At 61.6% G+C, this 20,435-nt stretch carries 20 protein-coding genes; 8 read left to right on the top strand and 12 right to left on the bottom strand.

Annotated elements, in window-relative coordinates:
• Positions 1-27: 27 nt before the first annotated feature.
• The 9 genes from D3Y59_RS11520 to D3Y59_RS11480 form a co-directional block, all read right to left on the bottom strand.
• On the bottom strand, positions 28-588 hold the full coding sequence (locus D3Y59_RS11520; RefSeq protein WP_119445187.1) for a type 1 glutamine amidotransferase domain-containing protein: 561 nt from the start codon (positions 586-588) through the stop codon (positions 28-30).
• 216 nt (positions 589-804) lie between these two features.
• Positions 805-1,341 carry an acyl-CoA thioesterase gene (locus D3Y59_RS11515; protein ID WP_162910712.1) on the bottom strand — a complete coding sequence of 179 codons (537 nt, stop codon included), beginning with the start codon at positions 1,339-1,341 and terminating at the stop codon, positions 805-807.
• Between the two features lie 61 nt (positions 1,342-1,402).
• The gene (locus D3Y59_RS11510) at positions 1,403-2,644 is read right to left on the bottom strand and encodes a DUF3616 domain-containing protein (RefSeq protein ID WP_205590828.1); all 1,242 of its coding nucleotides are present in this window, start codon (positions 2,642-2,644) and stop codon (positions 1,403-1,405) included.
• A gap of 62 nt (positions 2,645-2,706) precedes the next feature.
• Positions 2,707-3,816: an efflux RND transporter periplasmic adaptor subunit gene (locus D3Y59_RS11505; protein WP_119445185.1), complete on the bottom strand. Its 1,110-nt coding sequence runs from the start codon at positions 3,814-3,816 to the stop codon at positions 2,707-2,709.
• Positions 3,817-3,958: 142 nt separating this feature from the next.
• Positions 3,959-5,200: an ABC transporter permease gene (locus tag D3Y59_RS11500; protein ID WP_059069146.1), complete on the bottom strand. Its 1,242-nt coding sequence runs from the start codon at positions 5,198-5,200 to the stop codon at positions 3,959-3,961.
• A gap of 292 nt (positions 5,201-5,492) precedes the next feature.
• Entirely contained in the window at positions 5,493-6,737 is a 1,245-nt protein-coding gene (locus tag D3Y59_RS11495; protein WP_119445184.1) for an ABC transporter permease, read from the bottom strand.
• A gap of 98 nt (positions 6,738-6,835) precedes the next feature.
• Positions 6,836-7,342, bottom strand: a complete 507-nt coding sequence (locus D3Y59_RS11490; protein WP_119445183.1) for a hypothetical protein — start codon at positions 7,340-7,342, stop codon at positions 6,836-6,838.
• Positions 7,339-8,061, bottom strand: coding sequence for an ABC transporter ATP-binding protein (locus D3Y59_RS11485; protein WP_119445182.1), 723 nt, complete (start codon positions 8,059-8,061; stop codon positions 7,339-7,341). Before D3Y59_RS11485 ends, D3Y59_RS11490 begins: the two co-directional genes overlap by 4 nt.
• A gap of 128 nt (positions 8,062-8,189) precedes the next feature.
• On the bottom strand, positions 8,190-8,615 hold the full coding sequence (locus D3Y59_RS11480) for a hypothetical protein (RefSeq protein WP_119445181.1): 426 nt from the start codon (positions 8,613-8,615) through the stop codon (positions 8,190-8,192).
• A gap of 315 nt (positions 8,616-8,930) precedes the next feature.
• On the opposite strand from D3Y59_RS11480, the gene D3Y59_RS11475 reads away from it, so the two are divergent.
• Positions 8,931-9,812 (top strand): DNA/RNA non-specific endonuclease, encoded by an 882-nt coding sequence (locus D3Y59_RS11475; RefSeq protein ID WP_119445180.1) that lies wholly within the window; start codon positions 8,931-8,933, stop codon positions 9,810-9,812.
• A gap of 122 nt (positions 9,813-9,934) precedes the next feature.
• Here D3Y59_RS11475 and D3Y59_RS11470 read toward each other — a convergent pair whose 3' ends face one another.
• From D3Y59_RS11470 to D3Y59_RS18310, 3 genes are all read right to left on the bottom strand, one after another.
• A complete protein-coding gene (locus tag D3Y59_RS11470; RefSeq protein WP_119445179.1) occupies positions 9,935-10,672 on the bottom strand; it encodes a porin family protein in 738 nt (245 codons plus the stop codon).
• Positions 10,673-11,192: 520 nt separating this feature from the next.
• On the bottom strand, positions 11,193-11,768 hold the full coding sequence (locus D3Y59_RS11465; RefSeq protein ID WP_162910711.1) for a hypothetical protein: 576 nt from the start codon (positions 11,766-11,768) through the stop codon (positions 11,193-11,195).
• Positions 11,769-12,084: 316 nt separating this feature from the next.
• On the bottom strand, positions 12,085-12,435 hold the full coding sequence (locus D3Y59_RS18310) for a hypothetical protein (protein ID WP_162910710.1): 351 nt from the start codon (positions 12,433-12,435) through the stop codon (positions 12,085-12,087).
• A gap of 208 nt (positions 12,436-12,643) precedes the next feature.
• Between D3Y59_RS18310 and D3Y59_RS11460 the strand changes: the two genes are divergently transcribed.
• Genes D3Y59_RS11460 through D3Y59_RS11430 form a run of 7 tightly spaced genes read left to right on the top strand, consistent with a single transcriptional unit; the run spans position 12,644 to position 20,417 of the window.
• Entirely contained in the window at positions 12,644-13,510 is an 867-nt protein-coding gene (locus tag D3Y59_RS11460; RefSeq protein WP_119445177.1) for a dihydroorotate dehydrogenase, read from the top strand.
• Positions 13,498-14,268 (top strand): orotidine-5'-phosphate decarboxylase, encoded by a 771-nt coding sequence (gene pyrF / locus D3Y59_RS11455; protein WP_119445176.1) that lies wholly within the window; start codon positions 13,498-13,500, stop codon positions 14,266-14,268. The genes D3Y59_RS11460 and pyrF overlap by 13 nt, the downstream gene beginning before the upstream one ends.
• On the top strand, positions 14,231-14,848 hold the full coding sequence (gene pyrE / locus D3Y59_RS11450) for an orotate phosphoribosyltransferase (protein ID WP_119445175.1): 618 nt from the start codon (positions 14,231-14,233) through the stop codon (positions 14,846-14,848). The genes pyrF and pyrE overlap by 38 nt, the downstream gene beginning before the upstream one ends.
• 41 nt (positions 14,849-14,889) lie before the next feature.
• On the top strand, positions 14,890-15,453 hold the full coding sequence (locus tag D3Y59_RS11445; protein ID WP_162910709.1) for a hypothetical protein: 564 nt from the start codon (positions 14,890-14,892) through the stop codon (positions 15,451-15,453).
• A gap of 3 nt (positions 15,454-15,456) precedes the next feature.
• Complete coding sequence (locus D3Y59_RS11440) at positions 15,457-18,498, top strand: AIR synthase-related protein (protein WP_119445173.1); 3,042 nt, start codon at positions 15,457-15,459, stop codon at positions 18,496-18,498.
• A 47-nt stretch (positions 18,499-18,545) separates the two neighbouring features.
• The gene (locus D3Y59_RS11435; RefSeq protein WP_119446440.1) at positions 18,546-19,445 is read left to right on the top strand and encodes a phosphoribosylformylglycinamidine synthase subunit PurQ; all 900 of its coding nucleotides are present in this window, start codon (positions 18,546-18,548) and stop codon (positions 19,443-19,445) included.
• A 24-nt stretch (positions 19,446-19,469) separates the two neighbouring features.
• Complete coding sequence (locus D3Y59_RS11430) at positions 19,470-20,417, top strand: phosphoribosylaminoimidazolesuccinocarboxamide synthase (protein ID WP_119445172.1); 948 nt, start codon at positions 19,470-19,472, stop codon at positions 20,415-20,417.
• Positions 20,418-20,435: the final 18 nt, after the last annotated feature.

The raw sequence follows: 20,435 nt of genomic DNA, 5'->3' as shown, positions 1-20,435 counted from the left end.
GCCGGGGCTCTTTTGTGCGGTAGGCACCTAGGCTTGGGTGCCGCCAATTTTCTCGATCAGCTTTTCGTTGAAGGCAGGCAAATCGTTGGGGTTGCGGCTGGTAATCAGGTTGCCATCTACTACCACGGTGGCATCTTGCCAATGGGCGCCGGCGTTGGTAAGGTCGGTTTTAAGGCTGGGCCAGCTCGTCATGTTTTTGCCGCGCACCAGGCCGGTTTCTACCAGCGTCCAGGGGCCGTGGCAAATGGCAGCCACCACTTTGCCCGCCTGCATAAAATCGGCCGCGAAGCTTACGGCTTTGGGCTCGGTGCGCAGCACATCGGGGTTCATTTGGCCGCCGGGCAGCACCAGTGCGTCGTAATCGGCGGGCTTGGCTTCGTCCAGGGTTTTATCCACCGAAACCTTGCTGCCCCAGTCTTTCTCGTCCCAGCCCTTAATGGAGCCGCTTTTCAGCGAAACAATGTCTACCTCGGCGCCGGCGTTTTTCAGCGCCTTCACGGGTTGCTCCAACTCCGATTGCTCGAAGCCATCGGTGGCTAGCACGGCTACTTTTTTGCCTTTCAGCGGATCGTTACCAAAAATGCTCATGGTGTTTTTAGGTGTGGTGAAACATTCGGCAATGAAAAACCGGAACCGCCCTAGGTGGGTGGTTCCGGTTTCTGGCTAACGCAAGGCAGAAGGGGAGGTTGTGGTGAACAGTAGCGCGGACTTTGTAGTCCGCGCCCACAGGTAGTATTCTCAACCAACTTAACGATTGAAAATGCTATTTGTGGACGCGGACTACAAAGTCCGCGCTACACTGCGCTACTCCTCGTCGTGGCCGGCGGCTTTGCGCTGTTTCTTAAACTGCTGGCGCAGCTCCCGAATGCGCTCGTCGAAGCCGTCGGGGTGGTACTGCACATCGTCCACGTCTACCTCCTCAAGCATGTCCATCAGGGCATCGGAATGGTCGGCGCGTTTGCCGTTTACGAGGCTGATAAACGCCATTTCCGACCACAGCAAGGATTTCAGGCGCAGGCCATCGGCATCGAGCATTTGCATCTCAACCACCAGCGAGGAGTTGTCGAAGTGGATGAGCTGCGTGCGAATAAGTACCTCCTCGCCGTGGTTGGCGGGCTTGAGGTAGCTGATGTGGTGCTTGGTAATAACCCAGGCGGCGCGCTGCTCGCGGGTAAGCTGCCCTAGGTTAAGGGCGTAGTGGCGCATGGTGTGCTCTTCGCGCGCGTTCAGGAAGTAGTCGAGGTAGCGGGCGTTGTTGAGGTGGCCCAGCTGGTCGCAATCCTGGAAATAAATGCGGTGCCGGGTTTCGGGCGTTTGGATGAGCGTGGCGTTGTCGGCCATAACAAAGAAGTAGGTATGCCGAGCAAAGTAACAGCTTTGGCGGCCGTTGGTGGGCGGCCGGCTACTGCGAGGGCAAGTTGCCGCCGGCATCGGGGGCGGTTACGTGCGCGTCGGCGGCGGCAACTTCGGGGCCGGGTTCGGCCGCCGCGGGCGGCGCGGCCGCGGCCGGGGTGGCGTTTTGCGCGGCGGGCTGCTCGGGCTCCTGCAGTATCCGGAAGGCGTCGGCAATTACCGTATCGGCCTCGGGTTTGCGCGCGTCGGTGGGGCTATCGAACACCACCAGCACGTGATTTTCGTTGAGCAGGGCCATGCCCTCGGCTTTGTCTTTGCCGGCGGTAGGGCCGTAGCCGTGCGGCACGTCAAACAAGCGGCGCAGCTGGGCGGGTGCCACCAGGCTGTCGGCGTTGTGGTGCAGGGCATCGGGCCAGCAAAACACGGCAATGGTGCCGTCGAGGTCCATGGTAGGGCCGGCCAGCAGGTACAAGTCGTTGCCCACCAGGCGCAGCTCGCGCAAACCCATGCCGCCTAGGTCGAGAAAGTGCTTGCGGTAGTACACACCCTCGGCACCGGGCAGCTTGTTTAGGCGCAGGCGGCCGGGTTTGCTGCCCGCTGTTACGTGCAGCTCCAGCACAATGGCCCAGCCGCGCAGCACCGGGCCGCGCAGGCCCACAAACAGGCGCCCGTCGCCGGCGTAGGCCATGCCTTCAATGTCGAAGCCGTTATCCTTGCCAGGCAGGTGCACAAACGGTCCCACGTGCACATCGCGGCGCAGCAGGCGCACCAAGGTATGATGACCTAGGCGGGCGGCCCGCAGCTTCTGGCGGCTCTGGCCCGGGCCGGGGGCCAATTTCTGCAGCTCGTAATCCTGGGTTTCCTCGTTGAGCACCAGCGGCACGCGGGCCAGCAGGTAGCGGTTGGGGTCGGCGCGCACTTTGGCCAGCTTGGCCAGGCTCTTTTCTGTGTCGTCTTTTTCGGGTTTGGGGTCTTTGCGGCGCAAGCTGTGCGAGCCCACAATCCACAGGTACCCGTCGCCCTCGGCCAGGCCCTCAATGTCTATTTCGGCTTCGGCATCGGGGTCGGGCAGGTCAAGAAAATCGGCCAGCTGAAAGCGGCAGTGCTGCCCAAAGGTGCTGTCGTTGGTGAGGCGCAGGCGCTCCACGCTGGCGCGCTCGTCGCAGGCCATCCAGAGGTTGTCGCCGGTGCGCAGCGTCGACGAGAGCCCGTCGCGCACATGCTTGCCCGAGGGGTTGATGCTCAGCTTCGGGTCGAAGCGCAGGGTAAAGGCAGCGGGCGGGTTGGCCATGGGTGCAGCAGGGTACGGGGTAAAAGTTGTTCGAACGTAAACACCCCGCCCGCGGGTTGTGCTTAGCCTTTCTTCTCGTCGGTGGCGGGGCCCAGTACCTTCAGCTTATCGCCCTTGCTCAGGCCCGATACAATCTCGACGTTGATGCCGTCGGAAATGCCCGTTTTCACCAGCTTTTTCTGGAACTGCTGCGGCGCGGTTTCCACCTCCACAAACACGCTGTCCTTGTTCAGCTTGCCAAACTGCAGCAGCGCTTCCCGAATAGCCAGCACCTGCTTTTTGTGGTCGAGCACAATGTCGCCGTTTGCCGAGTAGCCCGCGCGCAAAAACACACCCGGCTGCGGCTGCACCTTGGCCCGCACCTGAAATTTGATGGCGCCTTCCTCCGTCACGCCCTTCGGCGCGATGTACTCCAGCGTGGCCGGAAACGCCGTGCCTTCGATAGCGCCCACCGTGAGTTTAATGGGCATGCCCTCGCGCACTTTGCCTGCTTCGCTTTCGTCGATTTTGCCCTCAAACACCAGGCTGTTCATGTCGGCCACGGTGGCCAGGGTGGTGCCCTCGTTGAAGTTGTTACGCTCCACCACCGACGAGCCCACTTTCACGGGCACATCGAGCAGCAACCCCGTAATGGTAGAGCGCACCACGTTGGTAGCGCCGCCGGTGTTGCGCGAGGCGCCGCGCTGGGCAATTTGCAGGTCGTTTTGGGCAGCCTCAAGGGCTTGGCGCCGGGCGCGCACGTCGTTGAGCAGGCGGTTGTACTCTTGCTGCGCAATCACCTTCTGCTCGTACAGGGGGCGCTGCCGCTCCAGCTCCTGCTGGCTGGTTTCCAAAGCCACGCGCGCCTGCTGAATCTGGTTTTGAGCGTTGTTGACGCTGGCGGCGTTGGGCACCGTGCGGATGCGCGCAATCAGCTGGCCTTCTTTGATGGGCTGGCCGGCCTCCACGTACAATTCCTCTACAATGCCCGAAACCTGCGGCTTAATCTGCACCTCGCGGCGGGGCACAATGCTGCCGGTAGCCACCGTTTTCTTGGTGATATCGGCCACAAAAGGCTGCTCGGTTTTGTAGGTGATGGGGTCGGCGTGGGCCTGCAGGTAGAAGTAGCGGCCCAGCCACCCGAAGCCGCCTAGCAGAAGCACGAGAAGAAGGACGAGGAAGACGCGTTTCATGGATCAGTTGTCGGTTGAGAGTTGCCAGTTTTCAGTTGCCTGATGCTAATTTTCCGTTGCGAGGTATGGGTTGCGGGTTGTTTGCTGGTTTGCCTGGCTCATCACTGATAATTGATAACTCGCAACTGACAACCCAAACTACTTACTCGTCGCGCAGGGCCACTACGGGCTGCACGCGGGCGGCAATGGTGGCTGGCACTAGCCCGGCCAAAGCCCCGCAGAAAACCAGCATGAACACGGCCGTAAGGGCCACCTGCACATCCACCTGCGGGTTGTAAAAGAAGTTGATGTCCTGGCCTTCGATGAGGTTGCTCAGGAAAGCCATAAGCGCAGTGCCGGCCAGCAGGCCGAGCATGCCCGCTGCGGCCGTAATCACGATGCTTTCCTGCACAATCATGCTCACAATGCTCCAAGGCGTGGCGCCCATAGCCTTGCGGATGCCGATTTCCTTGGTGCGCTCTTTCACCACGATGAGCATAATGTTGCTCACCCCGATGATGCCGGCCACAATGGTACCTAGGCTTACCCACCAGCTAAAGCCGGCAATACCCAGGAAGAGGCCCTGCACGCGGGCGTATTCTTCCTCTACGTTGGCCGAGCCAAACGCCCGCTCGTCGGTAGGCGATACTTTGTGTTGCTGCGCCAATACCTGCTTTACTTTCGTTTCCACCACTTTGGCCGGCACGCCGGGCTTGGGCAGGAAAGCGAAATAGTCAATCTTGTTGACTTGGTTGAAGGCAATCTGCAGGGTGGTGAGCGGAATGAAGATGGTTTGGGCGTCTTCCTGCGCCTCCTCGGCCCGGCCCGTGCCCTTAAAGGTGCCCACCACCTGAAAGTAGGTGCCCTTGATGCGAATTTGCTGCCCAATGGGGTTTTGCGTGCCAAACAGCACCTCGGCCACCCGCGCCCCAATCACGGCAATTTTGCGTCGGTCGCGCACGTCGGGCTCGTTGATGAAGCGCCCCGACAGCAGTGCCACCGGCCGCACCTGCGGGTAGCCGGGGTACTCGCCGTTCACCGAAAACGACGAGCTTTTGGTGCCGTACTGCACCGTGAAAGTGCCGTGCAAGGAGGTGCGCGGCAACACCAATGCGGCCTCGGGCACTTGCCGCTGCAGCACGGCCACATCGTCGTTGGTGAACTGCACCGAGCGGCCCGGTTTCATGCCCTTAAACGGCTCGCTCGTGCGCTGCGACCATACGAAGATGGCGTTCTTGGCTACGTCGAATTCTTTCTCGACGCCGTTGCGAAAACCTTTGCCCGCACCCAGCAGCACCACCAGCATAAAGATGCCCCAGAACACGCCAAAGGCCGTGAGCGAGGTGCGCAGCTTGTGCCGCTGCACCGTACTCCAGATTTCGCTCCACTTATCTAGGTCGAACATGGCTTAAGGAGTTGTGGGAAGCTGGGGAGGGCGAAACTTCTCTCCTCAGATGAGAAGGGGTGCCCGCAGGGCGGGGTGGTTGACGGTCGTTGGCACGATACGACCTAGGGCAATTTGGCCGTCATGTGGAACCTCAGAACGGTCATGCCGGGCAATTAGCCCGTCATGTCGAGTTTATATCAGACGGGCTGTTGGGTTGAGGTTAGTCTCTGCCGCGCGGCCAACCACCCCAGCGTCTGCTTCGCAGCCGCGTCCCCTCCTCAGCTGAGGAGGGGAGTTGGGTTGTTCTTGCTTAATCTGTTCGGAGCGCCTCGATGGGCTTGATGTTGGCCGCACGCATGGCGGGTACAAAACCGGCCAGCGCGCCGGCCAGCACCAGCAGTACCGTGGCGCCAACGGCCACGCCCACATCCACCTCGGGGCGGGTGAAGTAGGGCAGCTCGGCCCCCGATTTCTCGATGGCGTAGCGCAACCCATCGAGCAGGCCCACGCCGGCCAGCAGCCCTAGGTAGCCGGCCAGCCCGGTAATCACTACCGACTCCTGCACCACCATGCTCACAATGCTGAAGGGCGTGGCGCCAATGGCTTTGCGCACGCCAATTTCTTTGGTGCGCTCCTGCACGATGATGAGCATGATGTTGCTGACACCTACCACGCCGGCAATCAGGGTGAGCACGCCGATAATCGACACAAACAGCCGAATGCCGTTGAACAAGCCCTGAAAGCGGGCCACCTCTTCCTCGTTGTTTTCAAGCTCGATGGCCTGCTTGTCGACCGGGTCGAACTGGTGGCGGCTGGCCATTAGCTGCCGCACCTGCTCCTCTACTTGCTTCACGGGCACGCCGGGCCGGGTGGTAATGGCCAGCAGCTGCACTTGGTTGTATTGGTTGAAAGTGCTTTGGAAGGTGCTGAACGGCACGTAGGCGCGCTCCTCGTTGCGGCCCTGGTTTTGGTTGGTGGTAAAAGTGCCCACAATCTGGAAGAAAACGCCCTTCACCTGCACGTACTGGCCAAGAGGGTTTTCGTCGGGCTTAAACAGCACCTTGCGCACCCGTTCGCCAATCACCATCACCTTGCGGCGCTCGGCCAAATCGAGCGGGCTCAGCAGCCGACCGGTTTTTACTTCTTCGCCGTTGATGCGGAAGAACTCGCCGTTGGCGCCAAACACCTGAAACGAGCCGTTGCGCGTGCCGCGCACAATGGTGTACTCGCCCGAAAGCCGGTTGCGGGTAGCCACCATTTCCACGCCCTCCACGCGCTGGCGGAAGGCCTCCAAATCGGCGTTCGTGAATTTGATTTCGCGCCCCGGTTTCAGGCCCTGCCATGGTAGCGAGGTTTTGCCCCCGAAAATGAACAGGCTGTTTTGGGCGCCGGCGCCGAACTCGCGCCAAATGCCGTTTTCCATGCCCTTGCCCGCGCCGAGCAGCAGCACCAGCATGAAAATGCCCCAGAACACGCCAAAAGCCGTGAGGGCCGTGCGCAGCTTGTTGCGGCGCATGGTGCTCCAGATTTCCTGCCACTTATCCAGGTCGAACATCGCAACGGCTGATTAGGCTAAAAGCACGCGGTAAGCAGAAGGCGGAACGTACACGCCCTAGGTGCCCGCGCCTCGGCGGCACCTAGGGCAGCCGCGGACTACTGGCAGCCCTGGCGCACCTTCTCGAGGCGGCGCACCACATCCAGCACGGCTTTCTCGTCGGTGGTGTAAAGGGGCAGCTCGAAGTTGGTGGTGTTGCCCTTGCGCACGCGCCGGATCTTGATTTCGTAGGGCGCTTCGTCTTTGCCCTTCTCGGGCTTGCGGCGGAGGTAGGTAAGGGGTTCAACCTCGCTCCATTCAAAGTCCAGTGCCAGCTCAAACTTGCCATCCGATACCTTCGCGGCCCAGCCAGCTTCGCCGCCTTTGTTGTAGCTCACCGAAATGGGCGCCGAGGCCTGCACGTCGGCTTTGTTGTCGCGAATGGTTTGCGTGGCGTGGCAGCCTTTCAAATCGAGCCGGAGCTCCTGCTGGGGCTTGGCCGGGTTGCGCATCAACTGGTTGATGCGCTGCTGCAGCGCCTTGCTCTCGGTGGCGGCCGGGTTTTGCGCGTGGGCAGCGGCGCCACCTAGGAGCAGGCAAGCGGCGGCAAGCAGTACGTTTTTCATGAAGGGAGGGAGCTAATGGTAGCGGTAGGGGAGGCGGTGGTTTCTTCGGCTTCTTCGCCCACAATCAATCCGTCGCGGATGCGGATTACCCGCTGCGTTTGGGCCGCAATATCGTGCTCGTGGGTTACGATGATGACCGTCATGCCCTCGGCATTTACCTGCTTGAAGATGTCCATCACCTCCTGCGTGGTGTGGGTGTCGAGGGCACCGGTGGGCTCGTCGGCCAGAATGAGTTTGGGCTGATGGATAAGGGCGCGCGCCAACGCCACGCGCTGCCGCTGCCCGCCCGAAAGCTCGCTGGGCAGGTGGTCGGCGCGGTCGGCCAGGCCTACGCGCTCCAGGTACTCCATGGCCAGGCGGTTTCGCTCGCGGCGGCTTACCTGCTGGTAGTACAGCGGCAGGGCCACGTTTTCGAGCGCCGACTTAAAGTTGAGCAGGTTGAACGACTGAAAAACAAAGCCCAAAAACTGGTTGCGCAACTGCGCCGCCCGGCGTTGCGAAAGGCCCCGATCGATGTGGGTGCCGGCCAGCCAGTACTCACCGGCGTCGTAATCGTCGAGAATACCTAGGATGTTGAGCAAGGTGCTCTTGCCCGAGCCCGACGAGCCCATGATGCTCACCAACTCGCCGGGTTGCACTTCCAGGTCGATGCCCCGCAGCACCGGCAGCCGGTTGTGGCCCATTACGTAGCTCTTCTCGATTCCGCGAAGTTGAATCATGGCCCGTCTGCGTTTGCATCAAGATAAACAATAACGCCGGCGTAAGCCACCCCTAGGTTGCGGAGTGGGCTTACACCGGCGTCAGATGCGCGGGCACGGGCAGGCGTTGCCTGCGCTACCGAAAATTTTTAGTTGCCAGCTTTTTGCTCGCGCAGCTTCTGCTGGATTTGCGGCTTGCGTACCTGGTATTGCTTGTACTGCTCGGGCGTCATGATCTGCTTTAGTTGGGCCTCGGAGCTGGCGTTGATGCGGCGCAGCGCCGTGGTGAGGCCGGTTTTGTCGGTGCCGAATTTGGTTTGGGCGGCGTTTACCTGCTCCACCGTGCTGGCCAGCACTTGCCGGATGCGCAAGGTTTGGTCTTCGCGCAGCTGCAGCTCGTCGGTCATTACCGAGGCCAGGTCGCGGGCGTTTTCGCGCCGAACTTCTTCGGCCGTGCGCGGGGCCTCAACGGGGGTGCTGCTGGCCGTGTCTTTCTTGGCGCGGTTGCGGCGGGCGCAGCTGGTGGCTAGCGTGGTGATGAGGAGCAACGCAAATAGCCAAAATCGGAGGGTCATAGGAGTGGGGAAAAGGGGCGTGTGCGCCAACATACGTGAAAAGCCCAAGTTGAGTGGCGGGCCGCCCTAGGTGCCGACGCGGCCCCGCGTGCGGCGGGCAAAAAGGGCGTCCATTTCAAAGCAAGAGCATCCTGCTAAAACAAGTCGGTTTTACGATATTTGTAACGGCGCAAGGCTGAAAAGTAGGATTTGAGGGCGCGATGCAACGTTGTCTTAACATTATGATAACAACTCCATAATGTTGACGTAATCAGGCAACAATATGGCGTTGCCAACTTTGCAACCACATTCTCCTCCACCAAACACCTTTTTAGTATGAAGGGTACCTTCACCCGCCTGAGCAGCTTCCTGTTGGTTGGTTTGCTAGCCGCCTCCTGCTCCAAGCAAACCGATGTTGCTCCGCAGCAACCCACGGCCGTTAGCCAAAACGCCGACGCCACCCGCGACAACCACTTGGCCATGGGCAACCCCAGCGGCGCGGTGGCCAGCTCTTCGTACTACTGGAACTACCTGATGCAGAAGCCGCAGTTCGCCATGTCGTACCACCGCGACCGGGGCACGCCGAACTGGGTTTCGTGGCACCTGAGCTCGGCTTGGCTGGGCTCGGCCTCGCGCCAGGACGACTTCCGCAACGACACCGCCCTGCCCTCGGGCTGGTACCAGGTAAGCAGCAGCAGCTACACGGGCTCTGGTTTCGACCGCGGCCACAACTGCCCCTCGGCCGACCGCACCAGCTCGACGACCGATAACTCGGCCACGTTCCTGATGACGAACATGGTGCCGCAGGCGCCTAACAACAACCAGCGCACCTGGGCCAACCTCGAAAACTACTGCCGCACGTTGGTGGGCCAGGGCTACGAGCTGTACGTGATTATGGGCAGCTACGGCACCGGCGGCACGGGCTCGGCCGGCTACAAAACCACCCTCGACGGTGGCCGCGTAACGGTACCCAACCGCATCTGGAAGGTGATTGTGGTACTGCCCGAAGGCTCGTCGGATGCCAGCCGCGTAACCAGCAGCACCCGCGTAATTGCCATCAACACGCCCAACGACAACTCGCTGCTCACCACTTGGGGCTCGTACCGCACCACGGTTGATGCCATCGAAAGCGCCACGGGCTACGACATCCTCTCCAACGTTTCGGCTTCGGTGCAAAGCGTAGTGGAAGCCCGCGTCGACAACGGCCCCACGAGCTAATACAGCACACGGCTAATGGCCATAAAAAAAGGCCGCCCACAGCGTGGGCGGCCTTTTTGCGTTTATGTGAGCGAACAGCCAGTGTGAAAGAGCAAAGGTGGAGAAACCCCCGAACCAGCCCGTTAGAAGGAGAAGTTCAGGGAAGCTTTGATGACGCGGTTTTGGGCGTCGAAGCGGTTGTTTTTATCCAGCGACGACAAACCGTAGTCGTAACCGGCGCTCAGGCCCAATCCGTTCCCGAACTGGTAGCCCGCGCCGCCGCTTACGCCAAAATCAAGCTCGCGGAAGTACTGACGCACGTCAAAGTCCTGCTGGTACGCGTCGAAGCCCAACACGCTGGCTTCAACGCGCGCCTTGCCCGATACCAAGTACGAGGCTTGCGGACCGGCGTACAGGTACAAGCCGCGCGTGAGGTAGGCTTTGGCCAGCACCGGCACATCGATGTAGCCCATGCGGGCCGTGCCGGTGGCTTTGGCGTTCAGGAAATCAAACTGCTCCATGGGCACCCGGCCGCTCACGATTACGCCTTTCTCGGAGTATTGCACCCCCGGCTCAATCGTAAAGCGCGGACCTAGGGGCAGGCTTACATAGGCGCCGGCATGAAAGCCCGGGCGTTGTTGTTTGGTGATGGCGCCGTTGGCCAAGTCGGTAAGGCTTTGCACGCTTTCTACCGCGTCGCCCGACCAGTCAGCCACGTTCAGGCCCGCCCGGATGCCGAAGCGCACGCCGTCGGTTTTGTTGCCGGCAGTGGCCGTAGGGGCGTTGGAATAGGAGCGAACCTGCGCCTGGGCCGCAGTAGCCGAGCCGAGCAATAAGGCGGAAGCAAAAGCAAATAGAGTAGCTGCGCGGTTAGTTTTCATGACCACGGAAAGAAAAAATCGGACGGAAAAGGAAGGGCAATGCTGCGTCTCGAGGCTGCTGCGCACTGCTGATTGGCATTGTTAATAAAACCGTGCCAACTCTGTTTCGGGCCTTGGCAACGCCGGTTTGCCCTAGGTTACGAATGTGTTATTATCGGGGTGCGGACTAGGGCTAGCCCAGTCGGGGCGGTAACTTTGCAAGCATATGGAAAAGGCTGCATAAGCCGGGTGAGTGCACAAAAAGCCACGCATTGCGTGGCTTTTTGTATTTCTGTCAGGGGCAAGATGCAGACGAGGTGGCTATGTAGATGCTGCTACTGAATAGCACAAAACACATAAATTAAATTGCTCGCCAAGCGCCGCTCTTCCGGAATAAAAGCTGGAAGTTGGGCGCACGCCCCGCAACTAGGCCTAAACCCCTGCTGCCTGCGCGGGCAGGGCTGTGCAACACCTAGGGCACAAAAAAGCGGCCGCCCGGCAAGGAGCGGCCGCTATGCCCAGTGCCGGTGCCGGCAGTGGGTTAGTTGCTTCCGGTGGCGGCGGGCAAGCCCACGCTGCCGTCTTCGCTCGCCGGAATCTGGTTCATGTACGAGCGGAAGCTCATGGCAATTTCGCTGGCCAGCGAGTTGGCCTGGGCCCGTACGCGGCGGTCGTTCTTGGTGCGGTCGTTGTTTTTTTCGGCGCGCAGCTGGGCCAGGTAGTCATCCAGCGGCACCGTCGTATCGAGTTTTTGCGGGTCTGTAATTACCCGAAACGCGCCCACGCTGTAGGTGTAGCCTTCGTCGGTGGCCTGGCACGTAAACTCGAAGCGGGCGGTGCGCTCAACCTCCTGGCCTTTGTTATCGACGGGCTTAAGCTTTACGGTGCCCAGCACGCGCACGGTGCCGGCGGCGGGGTTGGTAGAGAAATCGGTTTTGGGGCCGTAAGCAAAGCGGCGCTCCACCCACTCCTGGGTGCGGGCGTGCAGCGTAGAGCGGCCGTAGGAGCCGGCCGGCACCCGCTCGCTGTATTCAACGGGCGCATCCGACTGCGCCAGGGCCGGCGTGCCGGCGAGCAGCGCAAGCACTAAACTGAGCAGTAGTAACGGTGATTTCATAGCGCGGGAGGTGATGTAACAAACTTGGAAATGTGATGTGCAAAGTTCCGGTAAGCGGGGCGCCGACGAGGTTAAGCCAGCGTTATCAAAACATGAACCCTCAACTCCTCAATTCAGCCAAATGCCCTAAACTTTCAGTAAATGTATAAATGGTTTTGCATTTTTTCAACAAGGCTGATTTTTACTTTTGCAATAAAGTTATTCTGAGAAAAGTTAAAAAATACAATGAGTGGTATGCGCCTTAACGGGTGGAATAAGGTTGAGTATTGGGGAAAGCGTGTTGCAATTCAATTAGTTATTATGAATAGCTGCGCTACTAAAGGAATACCTTAGTAATATAAGCACTTGTTGAGCTTAACATTTTCTTAACAGCAACTATATCGGGGTGCGGTGTTGGCCTTCTGGTGAAGTTGGATACTTTTGCGACGTGCTTCTGAATCATCAACATAAAACGAAGCGCGGAACGGCTCAACCGCAGGTTCTGCAACGGGGTCGAAACCTGTTTCCGTTGATTGATTTCGTTTCCTTTTCCTGCTTTTCCCTCGTTAGCCGCCCGGTTGTTACCGGAGCGGTTTTTTTGTGTCCGCTCGCGCCGGGTGCCGGGGAAAACAGTTGGCTTGCCTTTGCTTTTCGTTTTCCCTAGGCCGGCCCCACGCAGCGCTGGCAAAAGGGGAGAACAGCCGCAACCAGCAACACAGCCCCGCCGCGTCGGCCGAAGCATCTTTACGGCTGGCGGTCCGAGCAACGGTGAGCCCAAAGCCGCCACATTAAGCGGTAGAGGTGCTTCGGCCGGCGCGGCGCGGTAAGTACGCTGTGGTGCACCAGGTTCTTCGATTTGCGCCACCCGACCGCCCGAACAAATAGCCCCATCCACTATGCAACTCGGCCCCACTCTTTCGCTGCAGAACCCCGTGTGCCTGGCTGCTGCTCCCTGGCAACTGCCCGATAACCTAGGCTACGAGCGCCTAGGTGCCATTTTCACCAAAACGGTGATTATGGAGCCACAGCCCGGCGGGCGCGATGGCCTCATCCGCGTAGCCGATTCGTCGCTGCTTAACACCACCGACCGTCGCACCGACGGCGCCGAGCAGCTGGTACAAGACCACCTGCCGCACCTGCGCCGCCATGGCGTACCCGTGCTGGTGAGCATCACCGCTCCCGGCATCCCCGGATTCAGAAAAATTGCCCGCTTTCTGGCCCGCGAAGCCGCCGGCCAAATTGCCGGAGTTGAGATATACATCAGCAGCGCCACCACCCAGAAAGGCTTCGACCTGACGCCGCGCTTTGTGCGCGAGGCCACCGAAGCCGTGCGCAACGAACTCGGCGACCAAGCCGCACTCGTCGTGAAGCTGCCCCCGTGGCCCGACCACGTGCGCGCCCTGGCCCTAGGTGCGCAGGAGGGGGGCGCCACGGCCCTGGCCGCCTGCAACACCCTAAAAGCCTTGCACCTGCCCGATGGTGGCGAGCCTATCCTGGGTGGCCTCTCGGGCGAGGCGCTGCGGCCCATGGCCCTGCGCTGCGTGTACGAGCTGGCTCACGACGAAAACCTGACGCTGCCCGTCATCGGCACCGGCGGCATCTTCACGGCTCAGCACGTGCGCGACTACCTGCGCTGCGGCGCGGCAGCCGTGCAGGTAGCCACCGGCGAGTGGCTGGAGCCCGGCCTCACGGCACGCCTCGCCACCGAATGGGAAACCGCCCATAACCTCACCGAAACCAACAAAGCCGCATGGATCAGCTAACCCGCCGCGCCCAAACTACCGGCTCGCTGCTCTGCGTGGGCCTCGACCCGGTAGGCGAGAACGTAGAGACCCGCTTGCGTGAGGTGGTAGAGCAAACGGCCGAGTACGCCGCCGGCTTCAAGCCCAACCTGGCATTCTTCCTGGCCCGCCCCGACGGGGTAGCCCTGCTGCAGCGCCTGCGCGAGTGGATACCTAGGGAGGTGCCGATGATCCTCGACGGGAAGTTCGGCGACATTGCCAACACCGCCGAGCGCTACGCCGCCTTTGCCTACGACATCATCGGGGCCGATGGCGTGACGGTGAATCCCTACATGGGCGACGACGCCATTGTGCCGTTTGCCCGCCCCGGCAAAGCTGTGTTCGTGCTGGCCAAAACGTCCAACAAGCCTGCGCACTCCTTGCAGGATGAGCAGCTGGTGCGCGGCGGCACGCTCAGCGACCTAGCCGCCGATGTGGTGCAGGACCTTTACCCCCAGCACCCCGACCTAGGCTTGGTAGTAGGCGCTACCAACGCCGACGCCCTGGCCCGCCTGCGCCAGCGTTGCCCCGAGCTGTGGTTCCTCGTGCCCGGCGTGGGTGCCCAGGGCGGCGACTTAGCCGCTACCGTGCAGGCCGGCTGCCGCGCCTCCGACGGCCTAGGTCTTCTGATCAATACTTCCCGTAGCATCTGGCAGGCCGCCGACGCTGGCGCCGCGGCCCGCGACCTTACCGAACAAATCAATGCCCTACGCTCCGAGCGATTTTCAGCAACAATTTGAGCAGCAGCTGCGCGGCGAAGATGCCCTGCTGAGCGGCCACTTTCGCCTGTCGTCGGGCCTGCACTCCGATACCTACGTGCAGTGCGCCCGCTTCTTGCGCCGTCCCGACTTAGCTGCTCCGGCCCTAGGTGTACTGGCTAAGCTGATCCAAGAAGCTGGCCTGCAGCCCGACGTGGTAGTGGGCCCCGCCATGGGCGGCGTGGTCGTAAGCTACGAGCTGGCCCGTCAGCTGAATGTGCCCGGCATCTTCACCGAGCGCGACGCCGATACCAGGATGACGCTGCGCCGCGGCTTCGCGCTGCGGCCCGGCGAGAAAGTCATCATCGCCGAAGACGTGGTAACCACCGGTAAATCGACCTTGGAGGTAGCCGAGGTACTGCGCCAAATGGGCGTGGAAGTGCTCGGTGTGGCTTGCCTGATCGACCGCACCGGCGGCCAGCATGAACTAGACTTCCCTTTGTTTGCGTTGCTACCGGTTCAGGCGGCCACCTACCAGCCCGAAAATTGTCCGCTGTGTGCCAAAGGCATGCCGGCAGTAAAGCCCGGGAGCCGGCCCGACGTCGTGCCGACGCTTGCGTAAGGGCGGCGGTTGTCGTTCTTTTGTATCTCCTTCGCTACCCTGTGCAACGAAGCCTCTCCCATACCTCCACTTCGCTCACGCGAACCCGGCCTAACAAGGCCTCGTTCGACAGCATGTGGCGCCGTAGCGCGCTGCTGAGCCGAGCCGCGGGCCTGCGCCTCGATGCCGAGCGCCGGGAAGTGGAAGAGCAAATAGCCGAGCGACAACAGCAACAACATGCCGAGTCGCAGCCGCTGCACAGCCAAAGCCTTGCGTGCCAAGCCGACTTCCAAAAGCAGCTGCGAAAACCCGCCGCTGCCAAGGTAGCAAAGCACCTAGGGTACTTCGGCGAAGATGCTTCTTCGAACACCCACGCCGCGCATGCGGCCTCTTGGAGCACCGCTCCGCACAACATGGTAAGCCGCCTTGTGGCCCGTACGTCGGGCCCGGGGCGGCTTACCGCATTCTTGGGGTTTGCCAGTGGCGCGGAGTGGTACTCCGCGACCCGCGCCAGCGCGTTCCTCGCGTCTGCCGAAGCCGCCGACCACGCACTCCTCACGCAAGCTACTCGCCTGCGGCTCGTCGCGGAGTACCACTCCGCGCCACAACACTCGCTACCCTTCTGAGCTTTGGAAAACACCGCTTCGCATACCATCCAACTGATTCCGCGCCCCGGCCAGCACGACGGCGAAGGTGCCCGCGTGGCCGAAGCCGCCCGGCGCCACCTGCACGTGCTCACCGGGCGCGTGCAAACCAGCGCTGTGTACACCGTGCGCTACCCGCTCTCGGCTGAGCAGCTCGAAAGCTTCGCGGCGCAGTGCCTGCAGGACCCGTTGCTAAACGACGTGGCGCTTGACGAGTGGGCCCTAGGTCCGGAGTTCAAGAGCTACATCCTGGTAGCCAAGGGCCCCGGCGTAACCGACGACGAAGGCACCTCGGCCCAAAACGCGCTGCAGGATTTCCTAGGTACGGAGCTGGACACGCGTACACAGCACATCTTCAGTAAGCGACTATACCTGCTGGAAAAGGAGCTGCCCGAGGTAGACCTGCGCCGCATGGCGGAGGAGTTGCTCGGCAACAAGCTCATCAACCGCTTCCTGGTAGGGCACACCGCCCAGGGCATCCGCGACTTTACCCCACAACCCGGCGGCGGCGCCGACTCCACCACGCACACCATCCGGCTGGAAAACCTCACCGACGAAGAGCTGGTGCAGCTCTCGAAGGAGAACGTGTACGCGCTGAACCTGGAGGAAATGCGCACCATCCGCGACCATTTCTACTCGGCCGAAACGCAGATGGCCCGCGCCGATGCCGGCCTGACGCCCGACCCCACGGACTGCGAGCTGGAAATTCTGGCCCAAACCTGGTCGGAGCACTGCAAGCACAAGGAGTTTGCGGCCGTCATCCGCTACCGCAACGCCGTAACGGGCGAGGAAAAGGAAATCGACGGGCTGTTCAAGACCTACATCAAAGGGGCTACCTCCGAAGTAGACCGGCTGCTGCGTGCCAACGGCAACGACTGGCTCATCAAGGTATTTTCGGACAACGCCGGCGCGGTGCGCATCAACGAGGAGTCGTTGTTCGTCTGGAAGGTCGAAACCCACAACTCGCCCTCGGCTATCGACCCATACGGCGGAGCCATTACCGGCATCCTCGGCAACAACCGCGACCCGCTGGCTACCGGCATCGGCGGCGCGCGGCTGCTCTTTAATACCAATGTGCTCTGCTTCGGCCCGCCGAACTGGTCGGGGCCGTTGCTGACGGGACAGCTGCACCCGCGCCGGGTGTTCGAGGGCGTGCGCAAAGGCATTGAAGACGGCGGCAACAAGTCGGGCGTGCCGACGGTGAACGGCGCCATCGTATTCGATGAGCGCTACCGCGGCAAGCCGCTGGTGTACTGCGGCACCGGCGCCGTGCTGCCGATGCAGCTGGCGGGGCAGGACGCTTGGGAAAAGAAGATCGACGCCGGCGACCGGATCATCATGGCCGGCGGCCGGGTGGGTAAAGATGGCATTCACGGTGCTACCTTCTCGAGCATCGAGCTGGACGAAGCCGCGCCGGCCACGGCCGTGCAGATCGGCTCCCCGATTACCCAAAAGCTGGCCATGGACTTCCTGCTGCTGGCTACCCGCCGCGGCCTAATCAAGTGCAGCACCGACAACGGCGCGGGCGGTTTGTCCTCGTCGGTAGGTGAGCTGGCCGGCATCAGCGGCGGCGCCACGGTGGAGCTGGAAAAAGTGCCGCTGAAGTACCCCGGCCTGCGCCCCTGGGAGATTTTCCTCTCGGAGTCGCAGGAGCGGTTTACGCTGGTGGTGGAGCCCGCGAAGTTCGCGGAGCTGAACGCGCTGGCCGCTGAGATGGAAGTGGAGCTGTCGGACATCGGCGAGTTCACCGACAACGGCCGCCTCGACGTGACCTTCGACGGGCAGCCGGTGGCTTCCTTGTCGCTGGAGTTCCTGCACGAAGGCGTGCCGCGCAAGGTGCTCGACGCCGAGTGGCAACTGCCGACCCTGCACGAACCCAAGCTGCCCGCTTCGCTCGACGCGACGGAGCTTTTGATTAAGCTGCTCGGCGCGCTGAACATTTGCTCGCGTGAGGCCGTGATTCGCCAGTACGACCACGAGGTGAAGGGCCGCACTGTTGTTAAGCCGCTGATGGGCCGCACCGGGCAGGCGCCGCAGGATGCGGCCGTGGTGCAGTTCAACTTTGAGTCGTGGGAAGGCGTGGCGGTGAGCAACGGCATCCTGCCGCGCTACGGCGACATCGACCCCTATCAGATGTCGGCCGGCGCCTTCGACGAGGCCGTGCGCCAGATCGTGTCGGTGGGCGGCAAGCTGCCTAACCTGACGCCCGGGGACGGAATTTTCTGGTCCGTCAACGACAACTTCTGCGTGCCCGACTCGGTGTACGACCCCGTGACTAACCCCGACGGCAAGCAGAAGCTGGCGGCCCTGGTGCAGCTCTGCGAGGCCCTGCGCGACATGTGCGTGGCTTACCACATTCCGCTGACCTCGGGCAAGGACTCGATGAAAAACGACTTCAAGGCCGACGGGCAGAAGATTTCGGTGCCGCCCACCGTGCTCTACTCGATGACCGCCCTGATGCCCGACGTGCGCCGCGCCGTCACCTCGGACTTCAAAGCCCCTGGCGACGTGGTCTACCTGCTCGGCGATACCTACGACGAGTTAGGCGGCTCGGAGCTCTACCACCTCTTCGGCGAGCTGGGCCAGAACGTGCCCCGCGTGCGGCCCGCCGAAGCCAAAGACCTGTACGAGAAAGTTGGCCGCGCCCACGATGCGAGCCTCATCGTATCGTGCCACGACCTCTCCGACGGTGGTCTGGCCGTAGCCGTGGCCGAATGCTTGTTTGGCGACGACAACCTAGGCGCCGAACTGACCTTGGAAGGTGAGCTGCCGGTCCCAACGGAGCTGTTCTCGGAAAGCCACTCGCGCTTTGTGGCTACTGTGGCTCCGGAGGACGTAGTAGATTTTGAAGCCCTGATGGCTGGCCGCGCCACCCGCCTAGGTGTGGTGACGGATAATGGCCGCCTGGTCATTCGCCACCAGAACCAAACGGTGGTGTACGCCGCTACCGCCGACCTGCGCGAAGCCTGGAGCAACGGCCCGGTGAACCGCGTAATGGCCGGCGAAGAACTTACCCTGCAAGCTTAGGAGAAGTGGAGATGACGAGCAATCAAGCAGAAAACCGGACGACGCCGATGGTTTCGGGCCAAGAACCACAAACCAACAACCGACAACCAGTTCATGCCCTGGTCCTGACCGGCTTCGGCATCAACTGCGAAGAAGAACTGGCCGCCGCATACCGCCTCGCTGGGGGCGAGGTCACCATTGTGCACTTCAACCAGGTGCTCAGCGGCGAAACCAGCATCCACGACTACGACGTGCTCAACTTCCCCGGCGGCTTCTCCTTCGGCGACGACCTAGGCTCGGGCGTGGTGATGGCCAACAAGGTGCGCTTCCGCAAGCTGCCTTCGGGCCGCACGCTGCTAGAAGAGCTCAGCGCCTTTATCGAGGCCGGCAACTACGTGGTGGGCATCTGCAACGGCTTTCAAATGTTAGTGAAAATGGGCTTGCTGCCCGATTTCGCCGGCCAGCAGGAGCGCGAAGTGACCCTGACCCACAACGCCTCGGGCCGCTACGAAGACCGGTGGGTGCGCCTGGCGGTGAACCCCAACAACCGCTCGCCCTTCCTCAAAGGCCTGACTTCTTTGGAAGTGCCCGTGCGCCATGGCGAAGGCCGTTTGGTTATCCGCGACGAAGAAATTCGGAGCCGCATCCTGGCCGAAGGCCTTAACTGCCTAACCTACTGCGACGCCACCGGCTGCGAAACCGAGCTGTACCCGCACAACCCCAACGGCGCTGAGCTGAACTGCGCTGGCCTCACCGATACTACCGGCCACGTCTTCGGCCTGATGCCGCACCCCGAGGCGTTCCTGTCGCTCTACAACCACCCCGACTGGACCCGGCGCAAGCGCCTCGACCCCGCGGTGTCGGAGGAAGGCGACGGGCTGAAGCTGTTCCGCAACATCGTGGAGCACATTAGCCAGAGCCGCGCCGCGCAGCCCGCTGAGGCAGCCCCGAACGAAGTTTCTCTCTAGCCCGACAGCCGCTTCATCCGCGCCATGAACACGCTTCCGTATTTCAATACGCCCCAGCTCGAATTGCTGCACCGCGGTAAAGTCCGCGATTCGTACCGCGTGCCCTCGGGCGAGCGGCTCATCGTCGTAACAGACCGCCTCTCGGCTTTCGATTCGGTGCTGGAAACGGCCATTCCTTACAAGGGTGCCGTGCTCAACGGCCTGGCCGATTTCTGGTTCGAGAAGACCCGGAACATCGTGCCGAACCACGTTATCCGCATGGTCGACCCGAACGCCATGCTGGTGAAAGAGGCCGAGCCGATTCGTGTGGAGATGGTGGTGCGCGGCTACATTACCGGCTCCATGCTGCGCGGCTACCTCCAGGGCCAGCGCACCTTCTCAGGCGTAACCGTGCCCGATGGGCTGACCAAGCACCAGCGCTTCGCCGAGCCCTTGGTGACGCCGACTACCAAGGAGGAATCGGACCGCGAAATCACGCCCGAAAACCTAGTGGCTGAAGGGTGGGTATCGGCCGAGCTCTACGAGCAAATGCGCGTGATTTCGCTGAAGCTGTTCAACTTCGCCTCGACGTGGATGGCCGAGCGCGGCATCATCCTGGTGGACACGAAGTACGAGTTCGGTCTACGCAATGGTGAGCTGATTCTCATCGACGAAATCCACACGCCCGACTCCTCGCGCTTCTGGGATGCGGCCGACTACGCCCGCAACCCCGAAAGCGCCGCTCAGATAGACAAGGAGTACATCCGGCAGTGGCTGATTGCCAACAAGACCGAAGCCGGCTACCCCACGCGCCTGACCGAGGAAGTAGCTGCCGAAGCCAGCCGCCGCTACCTCGACATCTACCAACGCATCACCGGCGAACCGCTGCCCAGTGCTGGCGACGATGTGAACGTGCTTGACCGCTTGGTGCAGAACCTAGCGAAAGAAGGTTACATGCAGCAGGAGGCTTCGGTGAAAACCGTAGCTGAATAACAGAACGTCATGCTCAGC

Source organism: Hymenobacter oligotrophus, assembly GCF_003574965.1.
GTDB classification, from domain to species: Bacteria; Bacteroidota; Bacteroidia; order Cytophagales; family Hymenobacteraceae; genus Solirubrum; species Solirubrum oligotrophum.
This window is presented reverse-complemented; position numbering and strand designations above follow the sequence as displayed.